Origin of the sequence: Morganella sp. HMSC11D09, assembly GCF_001807955.1 — a bacterium.
Lineage (GTDB): Bacteria > Pseudomonadota > Gammaproteobacteria > Enterobacterales > Enterobacteriaceae > Morganella > Morganella morganii.
In genome coordinates this window covers 1-17,481 of sequence record NZ_KV791688.1, presented here as the reverse complement: position 1 = coordinate 17,481, position 17,481 = coordinate 1, and the positions used below count along the sequence as shown (strand labels likewise).

Here is a 17,481-nt window from a genome sequence, read left to right as displayed (position 1 = left end):
CATCCTGAGGTGGAATTACATCACTGGATGCCCTGTCACACCCAGCCGTCATCGAGTCACCTAAAAAACACACCCCAAACTTACCTCGTTTATGTACCTGATAATCAATCCAAGCTAATTTAGCTATATTCTTTGCTCTGTACTCAGCGCTGTCATTGGCTATTATAAAATCCTGCACAGACCCGCCATCATTTGTTCCGATTAGGCTGGCGCCGCCATCCCCTGTTATCTCTGATAAATTATGTCCATCCCCAATTCCTATAATTGACCCATTTCCATTTTTTAACTCGTCCATGAGTCTAGCTTCAAATTGATCAGGGTCATACTTCAAAACATTAGGATAATAGAACTGCTGCGCACCATATGAGTCATACACTGCCATGGAATGACCTTGTACAGTAACAAACTTGGCAATCTGCCCGTTATATACCGGATAGCCAGCTTGGTTAATAATCAGTGGTTGAGGAGCAGGAACGTGCGTTCCATCTTCGTTTTCCAGATACACCTGGATTTGGTTTTCCGGGATAGTCGGATCTGTGTCAATTTTTCCGATGAAGATTTTCCCATTACTCGCCGCCTGGAATTTGCGTGCAAGCGTGAACAACTGCGAAGGCATGCTCACTACAACATTAGGAATAATTTGTTCTGACATTGCTTTCTCCAAACGTGAGTGGTCGCACCAGTTTTATGGTGTGAGTTATGTTTTACGGGGTAATTACGCTATATAATGACAAAAAATAAACAATTGTGAGGTGGTGGCGACTATGAACGATAACGTGTCAGGAAAAATTTATAGCGACACTAAATCGCTAGTAAAAAAGGCAATAAAGATAATAGCAATACTTGTGGCTATTTTAATTTCTACGTTTGCGATAATTTTTGCTTACAATGAGTATGAAATAAATAAAAAAGAAAATGCAATACTAAAAAAAGCCATACCATTTACACAAAAATCTAAGCCGCTTGAATTTATTAGAAGTGATTTTGGTTCATCATCATCTCTGTATCTGTGGTTTATCCCAGACACTGACCATCATGTGGTCATACGTGTTGGCGAAAAGTATTCCGTATTTTCATCTGGGAGGGTGTCAAATAGTTCTTTAACATTACATCGACGGGCCGGGGATGCATGCGATTATTATTCAAGTCTCTCTTTGGATGAAAAAGGTAATGTCATCTCTGTCGCATGTGATAATACAGAGTATTATGATGGGCCATGGCGTTATCACTAATAACTAATAGTAAAAGAAGGGCTATTGCCCTTCTTCCTGGTCTTCCTGCATCAGCCACCACAAAAACCCCATTCTGGCAATAATGCGCTTATCTTTTATTGGCAGCACATCATAAAACTCACGCCATGCCTGAGAAGTTCTTAACTTTGACTCATCAAACATCTGTCCGATGCGTGACCGACCGCGTGGTGACGGTGTGGTCAGTCCTTTTGCGGCCTGCTGAAACTCAGTCGATGCTATAAGTTTTTCAGCTGCGGCACTTGATTCAGCCCCGCCGAGCTTCCTGGCTTTAGCTGCCACTCTGGCACCAAGTGAACCTCCTGCAAGCGCACCAAGTGGCCCAGCATTTGCGCCAACCACAGAGCCAAGCTTTTCAGCATGCTTAGCTGCGAACTCATATTGAGCAGTAACCGCATCAAAACGTTTGGTGAAGTCGTTCAGTCTTCCGGTAGTTATCTCGAATGACTTTGCCCTGCGAATGGCGTTAGCCACCACATATGTGTCGTGAAGACCTGACATGAACTCCTTCGGCATGTGGTTAGCCAGAACCCGGAGGTTTCCTGATGCTCTCAGGTTCTGGTACCAGTCGGCAAAGCCAGCCGGATTAAAATCGGCGCCGCGCTTTCCGGCTGATAACATATCCCGGATAGCTACACCGGCAACCTCCTGCCTCATTTGTCTGGTAGGGAGGCTATTCATCAGATCAATGAATTGTTTTGAGTTACCTTTAGCCAGCGAAGCAACGGCAAGAGAGCCTTTATTTGCGACATCGCCTGTAAGGTTTTTACCGCGCAGAGACACCATCTGGTCTTCCATGTTTTTACGCATTTGAACCAGTCTCTGTGCAACTTCGAAGTCACGCCTTACTCCGACCTCACCGAGTGCAGCACGCTGATCTTCAGATAGCTGCCGGTACAGATATTTGAGCGCCCCCTCGTCTGCGTCTTTATATGGCCCACGATTTTTATAAAGAGCCTGCCCCACCAACCGGCGCTGTTTATTAAGATTGGCATACGTCAGAACACCATCCTGACCAGGGTTGACTGCCTTAAACACATTTTTCTCAATAGTGTCCAGGTTTTCCCATCCGCCTAATTCATCCGCTTTCCTCTCCAGCGCTTCCGCTGTGTTGTTTGCAGATACTCTTGCGTTAGCTGGCAATGCATTATCAACACGCCTGTAAAGCTGATCGCTTTTACCTTCCAGAGCTGACATTCTGCCGTCAAACTGCCCAATCACTTTTTGGTTAAGAGATAGCGCATCAGGAACACTGGCAACATCATCAATCAGTCTTCCGGCACTCTCTGACAGCTTCATGATCGCCTGATCTTCCTGTGCTTTAAGTGCAGAACCGGGGCGAGATTTAATTGCCTGCTCTACCGCCTGGTATTGCTGATTACCTGAAAGATGTGATGGCAATAGGTCGTCAGTCATGCCAAGCCTTTCAGCTGCTCCAGCTACCTCGGCGTTTGGTTTTACATCGAGACCGTTGAGCGTGCTGGCAAGATCTGGATTTTTATCTGCCGCAGCCTGCCTGAGAACAGTCTCAACATCACCAGCGCCGCCACCACCCGGCGGAGGTGGGCTTCTGCCGAGGATGTCGCCTACCTTCTGAGATACTGCGTTGTATGCCTTACCGATAAGCGGAGTAACCAGTCGAGCCGCACCGGATGCAGTCATTCCCAAACCAAGGTCGGCAGCAAGCGAACCAGAATCATTGCGCTGGCTATTCTGAGCAAGTGCGCCAATGATGTTTTCCTGAGCAAGATCGGCAACTTTGGAAGCCCCGCGCTCAAGACGACCAGCATCGGCAGCAGTACCTAAGGCAGCGGCCGCTTTTTCTGGCCCCATGGCAGGGACAAGATACGGGATTACCTCAGAGGCGATCTTACCTCCTGTTGTCTCTGGCTTCATATCTTCAGGAAGTGAAAACCGCATTGCCGGTGTATAAGTACCATCACCAAGACCGATTTTCTCACCAGCCCATGCCGCAGCACTAACAATTGAATCACCGATTTCTGGTATGATATTAGCGGTGTTAACGCCAGCTTGAGCAACCGATTTTCCTGCTTCTTTCACCCCGTATTTCAGATCATCAACCCAATCACTTTCAGGCTCTGGCTGACTCGCTGGCTTGTATTTAAGCCATGGGGCATCATTTTCAGATTGCTGTGATGCGGCCTGATTTTGGTAGTTCTCCCATGGTGCGGCCATAATTATTTGCTCCAGTTATTTTTATCTGAAGGGTCTCCGCCTTTATACGTATACCCGCCTTCCTGGTGGCCTATCGGCAAGCCGTATTTACTCTGGTTAAGTTCGCCTGAGTATTTACTGAATTCATCAGGATATCTGCTTTCCAACCGTTTTTTCCCCTGCTCGAAAGTTTCGATAATTCCCTCAATTGATTTTTTTGCCTGCTTCTCTGACATGCCTGAATCAAGGCTACCAATTGCATCCATAACCTTCCGACCCTCGGCATCAGAAAGTGCGCCCATGCCTCGCATCTGCTGAATACCAGACATAAAGCCCTGAGATTTCAGAGTATCAACCATGGCCGAAGTGTCGGATGCATCAGTACCAGGTAAGAACCGGCTACCAAACGGGTTTACGTTCACACCAAAATACCCTGTAAAACCAGGTGAATTAATGATGCTCTGAGCCGTTTTTATTGCCCTGTCTGCCGAATCCACCTGACTTGCAACGGTGTCATACCGTTCTGCCTTGGCTGCCTCTTTTTGGGTTCGAATACCATCAAGCTTTTGCTCAAGCTCCGTTCTCTTGAGCTCGTCGGTCTCCCTGGCTAACCGGCGGTCTAATACTTTCTCCTGGGTCTCCATCGCTTTTAATTCACGGTCGAGATTCAGTCGTTCCCTGGCAATAGAGTGCCCTGTCATTGCTGACTGGTAACTTAGGTTCTGGCCTCTCACCTGAACATCCTGACCTCTGGCAGTAAGAGCCTCACCAGCCTGATTGCTGCGCACTGTTTCAGCCAGCTTCTCACGGTCAATCTGACGGCCTTCATTGGCACCGATAACATCAAAGTATTTTTCAGGAGTGAGCGCACTCATGCCGATGGTGTCAGCCAACTCAACAGCGCCTTTCGGATCAGCCTTAGCCAGTCGCTGTGCTTCTTTCGGGTCAATACCGAGGCGCATAAGTTCAGCCGCGTTTTTGGCAACGAACTGATCACCCGTTCCGGCATTGACTGCCATGCGAAAGTTTGCGGCCACATTACCGAGTGATTCGCGGGTGTCAGCGGAAATGCCTTCCATGCCTTTCCCGATCTGCTCATTCATTTCGGGATACTCAGCAAAGAGTTGGCGCATAGATGCAGTATCACCGGCAGCGCGGGCTGTTCCATATTTCTGGAAAAACTCCTGCTGTCGCTGTGCCTGCTGGTCAGCCTGGTACATCTGAGCGACACCATACAGTCCCTGCAATCCCTGTAATACAGGGTTATTGGCACCTGACCGCTGAATATCATTATTCTCACGGATTAATGACAGTGCCGTGTTAGCATCGGTTGCGCGAGGCGCATTGCTATTTACCCCGCCAATTCCGCCGAGAAGACTTCCGGCAATACCGCCCTGATTCCACGTTGCCATAATTCCCCCTTAAAACAGACTGCCGAGTAACCCAAGGCCAGCGCCAATACCGGCACCCCACGGAGTAGAAGCACCAATAGCACTCGCAATGCCACCGCCCAACATAGCCCCTGATGCGCCGCCGCTGATTGCCTGCTGGAAACCAGACGGGCGATTAGCATTCGCTGCCGCCAATGCTGCCTGCTGCTGATAAAGAGAGCCCATATTGTTGGCGTAGTTCTGCCCAGCGTTGGCCTGCCCCTGTAATGCTCCGAGGCCGATATTTGCCAGATTCTGTGCACTGTTCATCTGATCGCCAAGCCATGACTGACCGAGCGTTGGAGCGATGGCAGCAAGTTGGTTCATGGTGGCCGTTGACCCTAATCCTCCGGTAGCTTCAGCCGCGTTAAGAGCCTGATAGCGAGCCTGGTCAGCCATGCCTTTGTATTGGTCAGAGCCATAGTAGCCCTGCAATGCCTGATTTTGCCCTTCCAACGTTGAAAGGTTTGCCATCTGACCAACATATTTCTGCGCGTAATCAGTGAAAGGAGCAAGGTTTGCCATGATTCTGTTGAACTGATCGTTTTGCAGATCAGCTGAATATTTCATTGCCTCAGCCTGAGCGCCTGCACCATTATCGCCGCCACCACCTTTGCCGCCTTTTTCAGGGAACAGAGGTTCTTCACCGGCAATCTTTCGTGCCAGTTTAAAAATATATCCGGACATAATTATCTCCGCTGATTACTGAGGAATTCGGTTAATTCTTCACGCGTTGCTGAGTAAAAAGTGACGTCATCAACGCCTTTGAAATACTTCCTGATGGTGCCCACACGGCCAAGTCCGATACTTGCACAGTACATCTGGCCGTGGCGGAATTTACGCGCTGCGAATGATGTCACGCACTGGACGTAAGTTGATGAGAGGATGAACTGCCAGAATGCCAGACCAATGTCTTTACTGAACCCCCTGACCTCGGGGAGGTACATAGCGTGACACTCGAACGTCATCGGCTGCACTTCTTCGTAATACACGATGCCGCCGAATTGTCCGTGAACATCAACCTCAAAGTGTCTGCGTTCCGGTTTATAATCGAACCCGTCCCCGTTGTTGCTCCCGGCAATAATATCAGGGTGATTACCAACGGCCTCAATCAGGTCGATATTCCTCGTTGGTTTGAATGTGATCATGATTACCTCAGTCAATCAGTCCGTGTGAACGCATGGCATCCTCAAGGGCTTTTATGCGCTGTCGTGCAGCAGTAAGGCCGGAAGCCATCGCCTGTACTTCTGATTGCGTGTATGTGGCGCTTACCTTGTATGCCTGGCTGGCATTAAACGCACCTTTCAGCGCCGACCCGGTTGCCCCAGTGAAGCCGGTAACACGACTGCCTACCACCTTAACGCCGCTGACCTTGTACGATGATGAGGCGGTGATATCGCCGATAACCTGCAATTTATCCGTGGTTGGAGTTACCGCATTGCCGATAATGAATGACCCGCCAGCAGACTGAATAACCTGGTCAGTGGCAGCAGACTTCGACACCATGTCGCCTTCAATTTCGACGACCTTTCCTGTCAGGTAATCAACATCACTGCGCAGTGTGACTATCTGGCCTTCTGCCGTGGTCAGGCGGACATCAAGCAACTGAATTGCGTTGGTGTTGGCCGTAATGCGGAGCTCATGGTCATCGACTTCTATCCGCAGCTGCTGAATGCGTTGCTCATGGTCTGCGAGAACTACATCCTGCTCATCATTTTTAACCTGTGCATCATATGCCCCCTGACCGGCCTCATTTGCTTTCCCTGTCACTCTGGTGAAGTCCAGTGACTGAGACAGCACATACATCCGGTAAGCAGGAGAAAACACGACAGGGAGCGACGCAGCATTAATTCCGACCGCAGTCACTGCGATGGGGTCTTTTAAACTTTCATCAGCCATTATTCCGCCCTTACTGCCAGGTCAGACAGTGTTACCGGCGCTTTGGTTATTACCCTGATTTTGAATCCGACATTTTTGCGGATGCGGCCAATCCGCTTCCAGATAATGCGCTGGTCATAACGGAACGGTGCATTCTGAGAAATCATCTGCTCGCGGCCGTAATTAATACCGTCAGTGGTGGCCGACAGGAATAACCGGTCAGCAATCTGAGCGACGCCGGTCGATGCTTCAAGCTCAAGGTCAAACAGTCTGGCGTTATCGGCCTTAATCAGCGGGGTGTACAGCAGGTGCTCTGTCTGCGCGTCATACTGCGATGAGGAATTGAACACCAGACGACCAACAACAGGCTGCTTTTTGTCACCGACGGTTATCTGATTACCTTCATACATAAAATCAACTGCCCTGTACGGCTCATCAAACAGGCCGGTTTTCAGCACAGCCCATTGCTGGCCGTTCTGGCTTGCTGCCGCGTCGAATACCAGTACATGCCGTGGAAGGTGAATGATCAGCAATTCGTGAGAGTCAAACCGCACCGACTCCATGATGCCGCCGGATAATTCATCGGCAGTGTAACCGCGCAGTATCTTCTCGATGGTTGCCGTGGCGATAGATTTAACCTGGCCGGAGTCAACCAGATAAACGGACGGTGCGCCGCTGGCCGGATGGCTGATGATAGCGAACGCATCCATGTAGTTGCATTTGCAGAATGTCCCGGCAATACCCTTGCTGACCATGTATGACGGGTTAGCCATGTAGAGAGCAGCGCCGACAGTGGTCGAACCGGTAAGCGTGAAATACTCAATCGTGGAAGCACCGAAGCACACAATGAAGTCACGCCACACGCCGATGCCGATAATGCCGTCAGGCTGGGATTCGGCACGATACTGACCGCTGTATTTGTCAGGGTGAGATTCATCCTCAAGGTCTGAAATGAAAAAGCTGTCAGTGCCTGCTTTCGACCACACATACCGGCCTTTAACACGGGCAACGTCACTCGCCTCACCGAGCTCATACTGGATATATCCGGTATCGACAGGCCAGTTGGTGATCGTCTTTTCTCCGCCGTCATAGCGATACTGCGTTATTTTTCCGCCGGACAAAACAGCCTGACTGGTAGCACTGTATGCCATCGATACGCGTGATTTTCCGGACACGCTGCCGATCACACTGTCACCGCGATACAGCTTGCCGCCGAGGACACGATATACAGCATTCTTCGCGGTATTGTACTGGACACCGCGAGACACTCCGTCAGCATCACGAAGCTTTTCGACTCCGGGAAATGACCGCATATAACCGGCTGCATTCAGGACTTCTTTCGGCGTTGCCAGCATATTCACCGGCAGAGAGTCGACATAATCAGCAGTCCTGAAATCTTTCGACAGCCCCCTAGATATCGGAACCTGAATCTTCGGCATTGTCTTTACTCCGGTGGAAGTATCGATACCCGTTCATCGTTGCCAGCCTGTTTCCTGAGCCAATCGGGAACCCGTTAGGGTAATGCGATCTGGCCTCTCTGGCCTTGCGCAATGAAACAGTGCGCAACAGGCGTTCTTTGCCATAACGGGCGGTAGTGATGACCTTATCGAGCGGGGCAATCTGGTAATCTGGCGCAATTCGTAATGCGAGGTTGTAAATAACGGCGCTGATGGCTGCTTTACTGATACCGTGGGCGTCACCCTGATCAATCGGAGTGTCGTCTGGTGCAAATTTATAGCCGGTAATGATACCTTTGCCGTCTTCGTACCACTCAAACATCATTGCCTCAAGATCATTAACGCCATCCTCAATAGACTGCGGCTCGATGTCTGTCAGTGTGGCATCAGACGCAACGCCGATTTTACGAAGCGCCGCAACGACTAATTCACCCTTCGTTAGTATCTGCATCTTTCACCGCCTTTTTTCGCGGGGTGCGAGGTTTCTTTTCTGGCTCTGGCTCTGGCTCTGGCTCTGGCAGAGTTTGAGTGTCTTCCGGGTGCATATACCAGCCAGCGTCGAGATAATTTTCAATCTCATCATCTTCAACCGTGATGATTTGCAGCTTCATACCCCAGATTTTTACATTGCCATTGGCTTTATAAAGCATCGTGCTCATTGGTCACTCCCCCTGAATAACCCAATCTTCGGCAAATAAATCGCCCTGAGATGGAACCCAGCCAGGCTGCATGATTCCTTGCGCATTTTTTAAATCAAGGTGTGGCGCGATAGTAAACTCACCAGTAATCCCGGCGCGATGGTAATCACTTCCAACACGAGGCTCACTTACCTTATAGCCACCTGCTTTAATTACGAATTGATTAGCACCATTCCATCCTGACCGTGAGATTTTTTTTCCTGCTTTTACTGCCTCTAATGCTTCGCCAAAGTTAGCCATTTTGCTTCTCCAGTAAAAAAGGGAGCCGAAGCTCCCAATGTGACAACGAGGATTTATTTCTGACCGGTCAGACCGACACCGACAGCTTCCGGGCGCTTGGTGCATGCTGAATACCACACAGCAATACGGCACTTACCTTCGAGGGTAGAAATATCACCCTGGTAAGCCACAACACCATTCAGGCCGACTGACGGGATGTTGAACGCCTCTGTTTTCATGCCGCTGAACAGAGCATGGTTGAGAGGGATCGGCTGGGACAGCAGCGTAATAGAATCATCAGCCCAGAAAATGTTGGTCTTGGCCGTCTTCACGTTAATGACGCTGATTGCCGCACCTGCTGCCAGCGAGGTATTGACGTTGGCATATGCACGCTCTTCCGGCTTCAGAGTTGCGTCATCCAGAGCGATAGGCTTCGGCATAATGGTGATGTTGTTGCCATCAACACCAACTACCGCAAACGTTGCGTCCTGAGTGAGCAGATCTTTTGCCATTTGTGAGATGAATTTCACACCGGCAAAGCTGATTTTGTCACCGCGCTTGAATGCTGACCCGTCGCTTACTTTCACTACTGCGGTGCGGTTATCAACGTTCTCACGGTTGCCGTCAACGTCCTCTTTCCACGCTTCAGGTTTAAACTTCTGAGCGCCATCAACTGTAACGCCGGTCGCAGTACCGGCTGTCAGCGTTGGCAGCTTAGGAGAGCGAAGAACGTCGTTAAACCCTGCAACCTGCTTCTGGATGGTGCCTGATTTATACGCCTCTTCAGGAATGCGACCATACATGTCTTTACCAGCCAGAGACATCCCCGCTTTTTTGTAGTCATCAGCGTTAAAGAAGTAACTCAGCCCCTGACTACGGTTAAGCTCACGCTGGAAGATCAGCGCTTCGGCATCAGACATCATATCCCATGCTTTGTTTTCAACAGCCACATGATCGACATCAGTCACAATCAGAGATGCGGTATCAGCAGCCTGTTTTGCGATAGATGTTTCGATGTTGTTTGCCAGCTTCAGGCCGGATGCCTTCATACGGCGGCGGATGGATGTTTCATCACGGGTATCGTCAGCACGAAGCGTGAAGAAGTCGTTATCAGGAACGCCCATGTTGCACTTAACAGACAGCTCGACAATACCTGTCGCTTTGTTGGTTAAATCCCATCCTGGTTGAGTCGGCGCCTCCTGCTCTACCGGCATCCAGATTGTATTCTGAGACCGCTGTAAGTCAGCAGCAGGCGGCGTGTATTTACTGACACGCTGAGCCATCGGGCAGTTATTTTCGATGGTGTTTACTACTTCATCCACCATATAGGTGATGATTTGACCTTCATTTAAAGCCATTATTTAATTCCTTGTAATTTCGCCTTTATTTGGCGGTAAAGCGCTACGTTTCCGTCACTGGCCGCTTTGTCCATCTGCTTCTGAAGCCCGGCGACATTAGCCGCTGAAACATCTCCGCTTAATGGTTCGTCAGCAGGCGGTGCGTCTGAACGCTGTTTACCGCGTGGCGTGAGAGTTAATCGTTCAGATAAGCGTGTCAGCTCAATGAGCGCGGACTGCCCGTCCATCGCCAGAAGTTGGCGAGCTTTCTCCGGGTTTGAACCCAGGTAATACATGACAGCTGCGGATTTCTCGGGGAACAGGCGCATGATGTCAGCGCCAACCTGCGGCGGAACCAACTGCATAAACGCATCTTCTTTATCCTGATAGTCAGGGATATTGAGTTTCTCCGCAGCGTCATAGTGTTTACGGGCGGCTTCCACATACTGCGCTGACTGTTGGGTGTATTCCTGAGTCTTGCGCCCCTGCTCCGCTACCGCATTGCTTCGTGCGTCCATGGCCTTCATCTGCCAGTCACTGTTAGCCTGCTGGAAAGCGGCCAGTGCGCGATTCTGGTCAAAGTCATACTTGGCAAGCGATTCATCAGAGAAGAAATCGTTCGGGTCAGGCTGCTTTGGTAACTCAGGATTCACCCGTAAGTGCTCCGGCAATTCACCGCGTTTCACTGCCTCCATCTGCTGCTCAAGCTCACGCTGACGCTTGCGCTCAATGCGGCGACGGGCAAATTCCGCGTTTGTTGCCGGGTCTTGTTTGGGTTTCCCCTCATCGTCTTTCAGTACAATGTCGAAGCCTTCTTCCTGACCTGCATTGTCGTTGGCATTATCGACAACTGAGCCATCTGCGGATGCCGCCGCCTGATCGCCGGGCAGGGTTAATTCTTCAGTCTGGTTCTGAATTTCGGTGGTTGTGCTCATGATATTTAACTCTCTTACATGGTTTGAGGTATCTCGGCTGGTGAGCCGGAAGGGATGTTTTGTTGTTGCTGTTCTGCAACCTTGTTCAGAAGCTCGATAGCTTTCATCACTGCGCCCTGCTGCAAGTCCTCAGCCTTAGCCAGAGTCAATGTAGTGTTTGCCTGTGATTCAAGTGCGTTATTCTGAGCAGTAAATGCTTTGATTTGTGTTTCCTGCGCCCTTGTCTGAGCGCTGACAAGTTCAGCCTCGGCTTTCTTCTGCTCTGCCATAGCTGCAATCATCATCGGGTCTTGTTTGCCCTGCTGAGCCTGCTGCGCTTCCATTAACCACTGCTGCTCTTCGTCAGTCTCCGGCTTCTTCAGGCCGTTAACTATCAGCTCGCGGTTAGCGTAGTCGCGGATGTACTCAACGCCTTTACCCTCCATCATGTTGGCGTAGGTCAGCATCATGACGTTCCACATAGGATGCTCAGGCGGAACCTTGGTAATCAGGTCGCCTATCTCAGCGCGGGCTGCATCTTTCTGTGACTGGAAGGACGGGCCGACATCAGTGTACGTTTCATACTTACCGCGGATGTCGTTTTTAGTGACAACCTGACCCTGCTGAAAGTCGACAGCCTGAGACATCAGCTCAACGTTGCTTTCGTTGCCATCTTCGGCAGTCGTGACAACAGTTCGCGTTGTGTCATAAATCTCACTGGCGATTGAAGCGTAAATCTCACCATCGCGGCGCATGGCGATTGCCAGGTTATCCTGAAACACGTATGTCTCAAGGTCGATGCGGGAGTTAAGCTGATTGACGGTATCAAAGGCCACCTGACCATTTGCGGCAGACGGGTCAACACCGATACGGGCAACCTCTTTTGCCGCCTGTGTGGCCGCATCAAGCATCCCGGCATCAGCGGGTGATATCTCCGGGTTCTCCATATAGGAGACGGCTCCGGGTGGTAAATCGACGTTACTTTCATCGGTTCGGTTAAGCAGATAGTATGGGTAGTCATCATCCCCGCTGTACATGTGCTCATACCCTGCAATCTGCTCGGGGTAGAAGAACGGCTTTTTCTTCGGTGATTTCGCTACCGTATCAGCACCCTTCGACAGGATGAAGTTACGCAGCCTCTGAGCATCTTTAGACAGGCGGACAACGCCCTCATACAGCTCAGTATCATCGAAGAACGACCACTCCCCATACACAGGTACAATCGGGATATGCTCACCGGCCACCGGAATCCTGTCCTTCAGAATCGCCGTGCTGGTGATGATGGATTTGTACACCCTGCGGCGCTTAACTTTGCGCTCACCTGCTTTCTCGGCACCTTCGGCTGACAGGCGCTCAATGTGATCTTTAATCTCACTGGCGTAGTAGCTCTGAAAGTCCATTACTGTCGGGTTGTAGTAGACGAATACCTTCTCGTTTTTCTCCTCAACCTCGTAGTGTTCAGCGACATAAATTGTTTTGCCGCTCGACCAGGTGAACAACCAATCAGTGTTCGGCGACTGGAATGTCGGAACATCATCAGGGTCTAACCCGTATTGCTCTGCAAATTCTTCCCACCCGTCAATATTGAGAGCGTGAATTATCGTGCAGCGCTTGGCATCAGATTTATCCATCTCCTTCGCGTTACAGTCCCATATCACATGGGTGCATGACTCATGGATAGGTTTGCGCCGGATGATCTGGTTATTGCTGGTAGGGTTATCATCCTCATACTCGGTGACAATGCGCCAGGCGCCGACACCGCACTCAATCTGCTCACGGACTGCCACGTTGACAGAAATCTTTGAGCTGTTATTGCGCATGTCTGTGCGGTACATCCCCATGAGGATGTCAGCAGCATCAGGAGAGGCTGTGTCTTTCGGCCTGTACTGAATCTCTATCGGATTCTTGCGCATCTCAGCAACGAGCTTACGCACCATAGGGCGCACAACATCAAACTGCCCGCGATACTGCAATGTGACATAGTCTTCTAACCAGTCATCCCACTGTGAAACGCGACTGAAAAACAAATCATTCCTCGCCTCCGTTCGTGCTGCTTCAGACGCGGAGTAATCGAGGTCGAATTTGCGCAATATGCTATTCAGCCGCTCATTTTTATCGACCATTAATGTCTCCTGATAGGCTTAATCGGGGCGGGAATTACTTTCTGTTTTGGCTTTTTGATATCGCGCATCATTTTTGCGAAGCGTCTCATCATGTAGCCGTAGCGCACGGCTGAAAGAACGTCATCGTTTATCTTGACGATCTTCCCGTTTTCATCGCGGTGATACAGGCGGAACTCTTCAAAGAATGGCTCACAGGTGTTGAATACCTTGAAGCGTCCATCAAGCATCATGTCGCGCAACTCGGTAATTCCAGGCTCGACGGCGTTACCACCATCAGGCCATGTGGCATGCTCAGGAAGCATCATGAATCCAGCATCAGAGTATTGGTTCTTAAGCTGCTCACCTCCCCCCTTCTCATGCTGGTTTCCGTCATGAGGCCATGCAGTTGGTATTTTCTGAGCCCACGGCTTTACTGCTCCCCAAGCCTGCACGGCTGTATGCTCTTTCTTCTTCCATACTCTTGCCAGATACATGGTGTCCGCGTCTTTATCCCACCAAAGTTGAATTTGTGCCTGTGGGTGATCCCAACCAAAGTCCATCGCATTGATAACGTAGAAGTGGTCTGGGCATTCGAACGGCTGACATTTGATTATCTCTTCAGGTATCTGAAAGATGCGTCCGCTTCCCATTGTCGGAATACCACGAGCACGAGCCTCACGCTCATGTTCAGGGTATGAGGCGACAATCCTTTCTTTCTCATCGTCAGTGTAGTGTTCGGCATCATAGATAGTCATATTGACCACCTTCTGAGCCTTGGACGGGTTCTTCAGAAACTTTTCTACTACTGACGACATCCCCATAAGCGGGGTAAAAGTGAGGATAGAAAACTGGCCGTATTTGTTGGTACGGGTAAGCCCTTCGGCGTAAATGGAATATGGCGGCTCTTCATCGAACCAGACACCGTGTATTGTGTCACCCTGCCATCTTGCACGGCCTTGTGAATACGGCTTGAAGTAGCAGATAGACATGCCATCTTCAACGCCATCAGCATTGTGGTGCCGGATAAGTATGTGGTCGACAAGGTTCGGGTAAAACGGTGACTTCTTCCAGCTGATCACATCCTCTTTAGGGATAGAGCCGTAACCAATTTCGTTATTTTCTTCAACGCGGCCACAGAGAATACGCTGAGTGGTTTTTGTTACCGTCTCGTTTGTTTCGCCACCAACCCACCACACGTTAGGCTCAAGAAATCGTTTGCCGCTCCACTCGCCTTTCCATGCTCCGTCTTCCGGATACCCTTTCGTGCCCGGATAACGCCCTGTAAGGTGGAACGCCACCTCTGCACCGCCGGTGTACGACTTACCCAACTGGTTACCGGCCATAAAGCAGCGCTCAAAATACTCACTACCGGCATCAATAAACTCACGTTGCTTTGCATACGGAGAATATTCAAACAACTGATGCGTCTTCCTGTATTCGTCTTCTTCTTCCAGCAACTCAAGCAATTCGTATTGCTCGTCGTCGCTCAGGTTATCAAGTATCTGATCCAGATTTTCCACGGTTAAATAACTCCTTAATACGAGAGCGGCGCTTGTCACGGTCTCCCTTGTCCGGAGTTACATCCTCGACCTCTTGGCGATCTTTGAGACCTAAATCACGTGCAATAATGTTTGCGTTAAGCAGGTCAGCGGCGGCACCGGAAAACTTCTGGTCATAGATGACTTTCTCTGCTCGCGTAGTGACTGCCATAAAATCTTCACGAGCGCGGTACAATTGCCATGTGCTGTCAGCTATATCCAGGAACAGGCAAAGCCCTGTGAGCGTCATTGCTCGCATCTTAGCGATAGGCTCCTGCGTCACTTCGCCCTGATAACTAAATGCTTTCATTTCCCACAGCGGGTTATCCTCTGCCCACTGGAAATACTCACAGCATGCATTCCATAAATCATCAGGAGACTCGAACTTCGGGCTTCGCCCATGGCTGCTTCTAGCCTCCCAGAATCTGTTTCCTTTTGGTGCGGCCATATATCCCCCTTAATCAATTATCCAGCCCACTCGGAAATGAGCTGTGTAATTGGCTATGCGAACAGGTCTAATGCTTCCTGCGCCTCTCTTGCTGCCTTTTGTGCTCTGGCAACAAACTGTGATTCAGTCTGGCATTTGTGGTAAGCGTCTTTGAAAAGCTCAAACTTGAGCGCATCGTCTTTAACGAACTCGATAGCGGCCTGAGCTGCGGCGGTGTCATTGCTCACCAGTCGCAGTAAGTCCAGACGCATCTGATGCTGTGCTGTGATTTCTGTCATTTTTGCACCTGTAGTTTTTGAGATAAGTGTTATGTCTCTCCATGGTCACGCCGCTTCTTCTCCGGTGGCTGACGTTGCCACTACGCAACATGAATAAATGCCGGATTCGTTGTTTTCGACTATCAGCATGCGCTCGTCACAAAAGGAGGATGAGTCATTGCTAACACGCTATACCGCGACAACGCTGCGCAAAGTGCTGGTTATTTGGGGTCGTTTACGTAATGGGCTACCGTTTTACCGGCGCTGTTGATAATTTCGGCTTTATCGCCAGGCTGCAATGTGAGGTCATCACCGCAGTTATTGTGATCGGTGTAATTCAGCTTATGCGCCCACGGTGACCACTGAATGCCATAGCCGGACTCAATGACTTCGTTACCTGATGCGGTGGTTACTTTGATTGTGAACATGATGATGCCTCGTTGATATGAAGGCTTTGCTTGAGAAGATAACCTTCAAGTGGCCAGATTTTATTTACGGCATTCTGACGGGCAATTTTTCTGCCAATCTCTGCATCAAAGTTTTCCGGGCTGGCGCAGGCAGACTCACCGGTAACAGTGAAGCCGTTTTCTAATACAAGCACACAGAATGTGAGCAACTGAAGCGGGAATAAATCTTTTTCAGTATCGAGAGGTTTTTCTCTGCCAACATACGTCCCAACTGACAGAGCACCATGACGACCATCATATGCAGTGAAATAGTGTTCGCTGCGAATTACGTTATCGATATGGCCTGGCGTTATGCGAGCCGCCGTTTTACCTTTATCCTGAATTTCTTTCTCAATTTCATTATCAGTCACAGTGTCACCTCTTGGATGTATGTTTAATTTGGTTCGCAACCATCATCACGCATCACTACGTTACTTTGGTCACTTCCGTCTGTTCCGGCATGTCAAGATAGGATTGGATCACCATCCTTACGGGGTTAACAATCTGGTTCCTTGTCGGTGGAATTAGTCTTTCAGGTATTCGTCAGTAGCAACGCACTGCACTGACTCAAGCATCTCTGCGCTGTTACTGGTCACTGTGATGCTGGTGTGCGGGTGGTGATTTTCAGCCAGGAACTTCATCACCGGCTTAATCAGTTCTTCAAATTCAGTGTCTTTCTGTTCCACAGTATTTCTCCATTAAAAAGCCCCGCTATTTAGCGAGGAGTTGTTGTTCTTCCAGCTCTAAAATTTCTTTGTTTAGCTTATCCAACTGGCTATTCCAGCTCATCAGGGTGATAACATCTTCCGGCGGCGTGCTGTCAATAAATTCAAGCACCTTTCTTTTTCCTGATTTCAGGTAAGCCAGCTCGGTTTCAATGCTCACTTCGCTCTCTCCGCTTCTATCTCCCGTATTGCCCGCTTATCGTGATTGCAGTCTGCTATCGACTTCATGGCATCGGTCAGCAACAGGATTGCGCCGCCGTAGGTCAGCTCATCCGGAATAACCGGCTGCGGGCAATCAGCGGTCAGCTGTGGCGGGATCGGGACCGCCGGCGCGGGCACGAATGTCTCTTTCGTATTGCTGCAACTTCCCAACAACGCCAGGGGAAACAGGAGTAACAGCGCACTCACTGTCTTTAAACTCCGTTCTGATAACGGTTTTAATTTTGACATTCTCCGTGTCCTCTGTTTCTTTGGCCTTGATGTTGTCGAGAGCCACACGCTGATTGATAGCGACAGCAGATAGGGTGATGTTATTTACCGCCGTCAATGCAGAGTGCTTATCTTTCAGTGCCTGGTGGTTATCCTTCAGCCCACCATACAGATGCAA

The 17,481-nt window shown here is 49.9% G+C and carries 23 protein-coding genes; 1 reads left to right on the top strand and 22 read right to left on the bottom strand.

Annotation, left to right across the window (positions count from 1 at the left end; translation table 11 throughout):
* The coding region (locus HMPREF3119_RS19785; RefSeq protein WP_246829266.1) for a phage head-binding domain-containing protein at positions 1-652 on the bottom strand (652 nt) is incomplete at its 3' end.
* A gap of 112 nt (positions 653-764) precedes the next feature.
* On the opposite strand from HMPREF3119_RS19785, the gene HMPREF3119_RS09250 reads away from it, so the two are divergent.
* A complete protein-coding gene (locus HMPREF3119_RS09250; protein WP_070579497.1) occupies positions 765-1,232 on the top strand; it encodes a hypothetical protein in 468 nt (155 codons plus the stop codon).
* Positions 1,233-1,253: 21 nt separating this feature from the next.
* On the opposite strand, the gene HMPREF3119_RS09245 is transcribed toward HMPREF3119_RS09250, so the two are convergent.
* From HMPREF3119_RS09245 to HMPREF3119_RS19485, 21 genes are all read right to left on the bottom strand, one after another.
* Positions 1,254-3,446, bottom strand: a complete 2,193-nt coding sequence (locus HMPREF3119_RS09245; protein ID WP_070579494.1) for a hypothetical protein — start codon at positions 3,444-3,446, stop codon at positions 1,254-1,256.
* 2 nt (positions 3,447-3,448) lie between these two features.
* The gene (locus HMPREF3119_RS09240) at positions 3,449-4,837 is read right to left on the bottom strand and encodes a phage DNA ejection protein (RefSeq protein WP_070579491.1); all 1,389 of its coding nucleotides are present in this window, start codon (positions 4,835-4,837) and stop codon (positions 3,449-3,451) included.
* 9 nt (positions 4,838-4,846) lie between these two features.
* Positions 4,847-5,542 (bottom strand): DNA transfer protein, encoded by a 696-nt coding sequence (locus tag HMPREF3119_RS09235; RefSeq protein ID WP_070579488.1) that lies wholly within the window; start codon positions 5,540-5,542, stop codon positions 4,847-4,849.
* Between the two features lie 2 nt (positions 5,543-5,544).
* Complete coding sequence (locus HMPREF3119_RS09230) at positions 5,545-6,003, bottom strand: DUF2824 family protein (RefSeq protein ID WP_070579485.1); 459 nt, start codon at positions 6,001-6,003, stop codon at positions 5,545-5,547.
* A gap of 7 nt (positions 6,004-6,010) precedes the next feature.
* Positions 6,011-6,754 (bottom strand): phage tail protein, encoded by a 744-nt coding sequence (locus tag HMPREF3119_RS09225; RefSeq protein WP_070579481.1) that lies wholly within the window; start codon positions 6,752-6,754, stop codon positions 6,011-6,013.
* On the bottom strand, positions 6,754-8,172 hold the full coding sequence (locus tag HMPREF3119_RS09220; RefSeq protein WP_070579477.1) for a packaged DNA stabilization protein gp10: 1,419 nt from the start codon (positions 8,170-8,172) through the stop codon (positions 6,754-6,756). Before HMPREF3119_RS09220 ends, HMPREF3119_RS09225 begins: the two co-directional genes overlap by 1 nt.
* Positions 8,144-8,641, bottom strand: a complete 498-nt coding sequence (locus tag HMPREF3119_RS09215; RefSeq protein ID WP_070579472.1) for a packaged DNA stabilization gp4 family protein — start codon at positions 8,639-8,641, stop codon at positions 8,144-8,146. The genes HMPREF3119_RS09220 and HMPREF3119_RS09215 overlap by 29 nt, the downstream gene beginning before the upstream one ends.
* Positions 8,619-8,849, bottom strand: coding sequence for a hypothetical protein (locus tag HMPREF3119_RS09210; protein ID WP_246829265.1), 231 nt, complete (start codon positions 8,847-8,849; stop codon positions 8,619-8,621). Before HMPREF3119_RS09210 ends, HMPREF3119_RS09215 begins: the two co-directional genes overlap by 23 nt.
* 3 nt (positions 8,850-8,852) lie before the next feature.
* Positions 8,853-9,128, bottom strand: coding sequence for a DUF2829 domain-containing protein (locus HMPREF3119_RS09205; protein ID WP_070579470.1), 276 nt, complete (start codon positions 9,126-9,128; stop codon positions 8,853-8,855).
* Between the two features lie 53 nt (positions 9,129-9,181).
* On the bottom strand, positions 9,182-10,465 hold the full coding sequence (locus HMPREF3119_RS09200) for a P22 phage major capsid protein family protein (protein ID WP_070579467.1): 1,284 nt from the start codon (positions 10,463-10,465) through the stop codon (positions 9,182-9,184).
* Positions 10,465-11,379: a scaffolding protein gene (locus HMPREF3119_RS09195; RefSeq protein WP_070579464.1), complete on the bottom strand. Its 915-nt coding sequence runs from the start codon at positions 11,377-11,379 to the stop codon at positions 10,465-10,467. Before HMPREF3119_RS09195 ends, HMPREF3119_RS09200 begins: the two co-directional genes overlap by 1 nt.
* A gap of 14 nt (positions 11,380-11,393) precedes the next feature.
* On the bottom strand, positions 11,394-13,481 hold the full coding sequence (locus HMPREF3119_RS09190) for a portal protein (protein ID WP_070579461.1): 2,088 nt from the start codon (positions 13,479-13,481) through the stop codon (positions 11,394-11,396).
* Positions 13,481-14,803, bottom strand: a complete 1,323-nt coding sequence (locus HMPREF3119_RS09185; protein WP_246829267.1) for a terminase large subunit domain-containing protein — start codon at positions 14,801-14,803, stop codon at positions 13,481-13,483. The genes HMPREF3119_RS09190 and HMPREF3119_RS09185 overlap by 1 nt, the downstream gene beginning before the upstream one ends.
* 151 nt (positions 14,804-14,954) lie before the next feature.
* The gene (locus HMPREF3119_RS09180; protein WP_070579456.1) at positions 14,955-15,446 is read right to left on the bottom strand and encodes a DNA-packaging protein; all 492 of its coding nucleotides are present in this window, start codon (positions 15,444-15,446) and stop codon (positions 14,955-14,957) included.
* A gap of 53 nt (positions 15,447-15,499) precedes the next feature.
* On the bottom strand, positions 15,500-15,724 hold the full coding sequence (locus HMPREF3119_RS09175) for a DUF2560 family protein (protein WP_070579453.1): 225 nt from the start codon (positions 15,722-15,724) through the stop codon (positions 15,500-15,502).
* A 200-nt stretch (positions 15,725-15,924) separates the two neighbouring features.
* A complete protein-coding gene (locus HMPREF3119_RS09170) occupies positions 15,925-16,131 on the bottom strand; it encodes a hypothetical protein (protein ID WP_070579449.1) in 207 nt (68 codons plus the stop codon).
* Entirely contained in the window at positions 16,113-16,520 is a 408-nt protein-coding gene (locus HMPREF3119_RS09165; RefSeq protein ID WP_070579447.1) for a Gp49 family protein, read from the bottom strand. The genes HMPREF3119_RS09170 and HMPREF3119_RS09165 overlap by 19 nt, the downstream gene beginning before the upstream one ends.
* Positions 16,521-16,673: 153 nt before the next feature.
* The gene (locus tag HMPREF3119_RS19385) at positions 16,674-16,835 is read right to left on the bottom strand and encodes a hypothetical protein (protein ID WP_168162283.1); all 162 of its coding nucleotides are present in this window, start codon (positions 16,833-16,835) and stop codon (positions 16,674-16,676) included.
* 25 nt (positions 16,836-16,860) lie between these two features.
* Positions 16,861-17,034: a hypothetical protein gene (locus tag HMPREF3119_RS19380; protein WP_168162284.1), complete on the bottom strand. Its 174-nt coding sequence runs from the start codon at positions 17,032-17,034 to the stop codon at positions 16,861-16,863.
* A complete protein-coding gene (locus HMPREF3119_RS19490) occupies positions 17,031-17,213 on the bottom strand; it encodes an Rz1-like lysis system protein LysC (RefSeq protein ID WP_136334226.1) in 183 nt (60 codons plus the stop codon). Before HMPREF3119_RS19490 ends, HMPREF3119_RS19380 begins: the two co-directional genes overlap by 4 nt.
* Positions 17,170-17,481, bottom strand: a 312-nt coding sequence (locus HMPREF3119_RS19485) for a hypothetical protein (RefSeq protein ID WP_210388498.1), incomplete at its 5' end; no start/stop codon positions are given. The genes HMPREF3119_RS19490 and HMPREF3119_RS19485, both read right to left, overlap by 44 nt.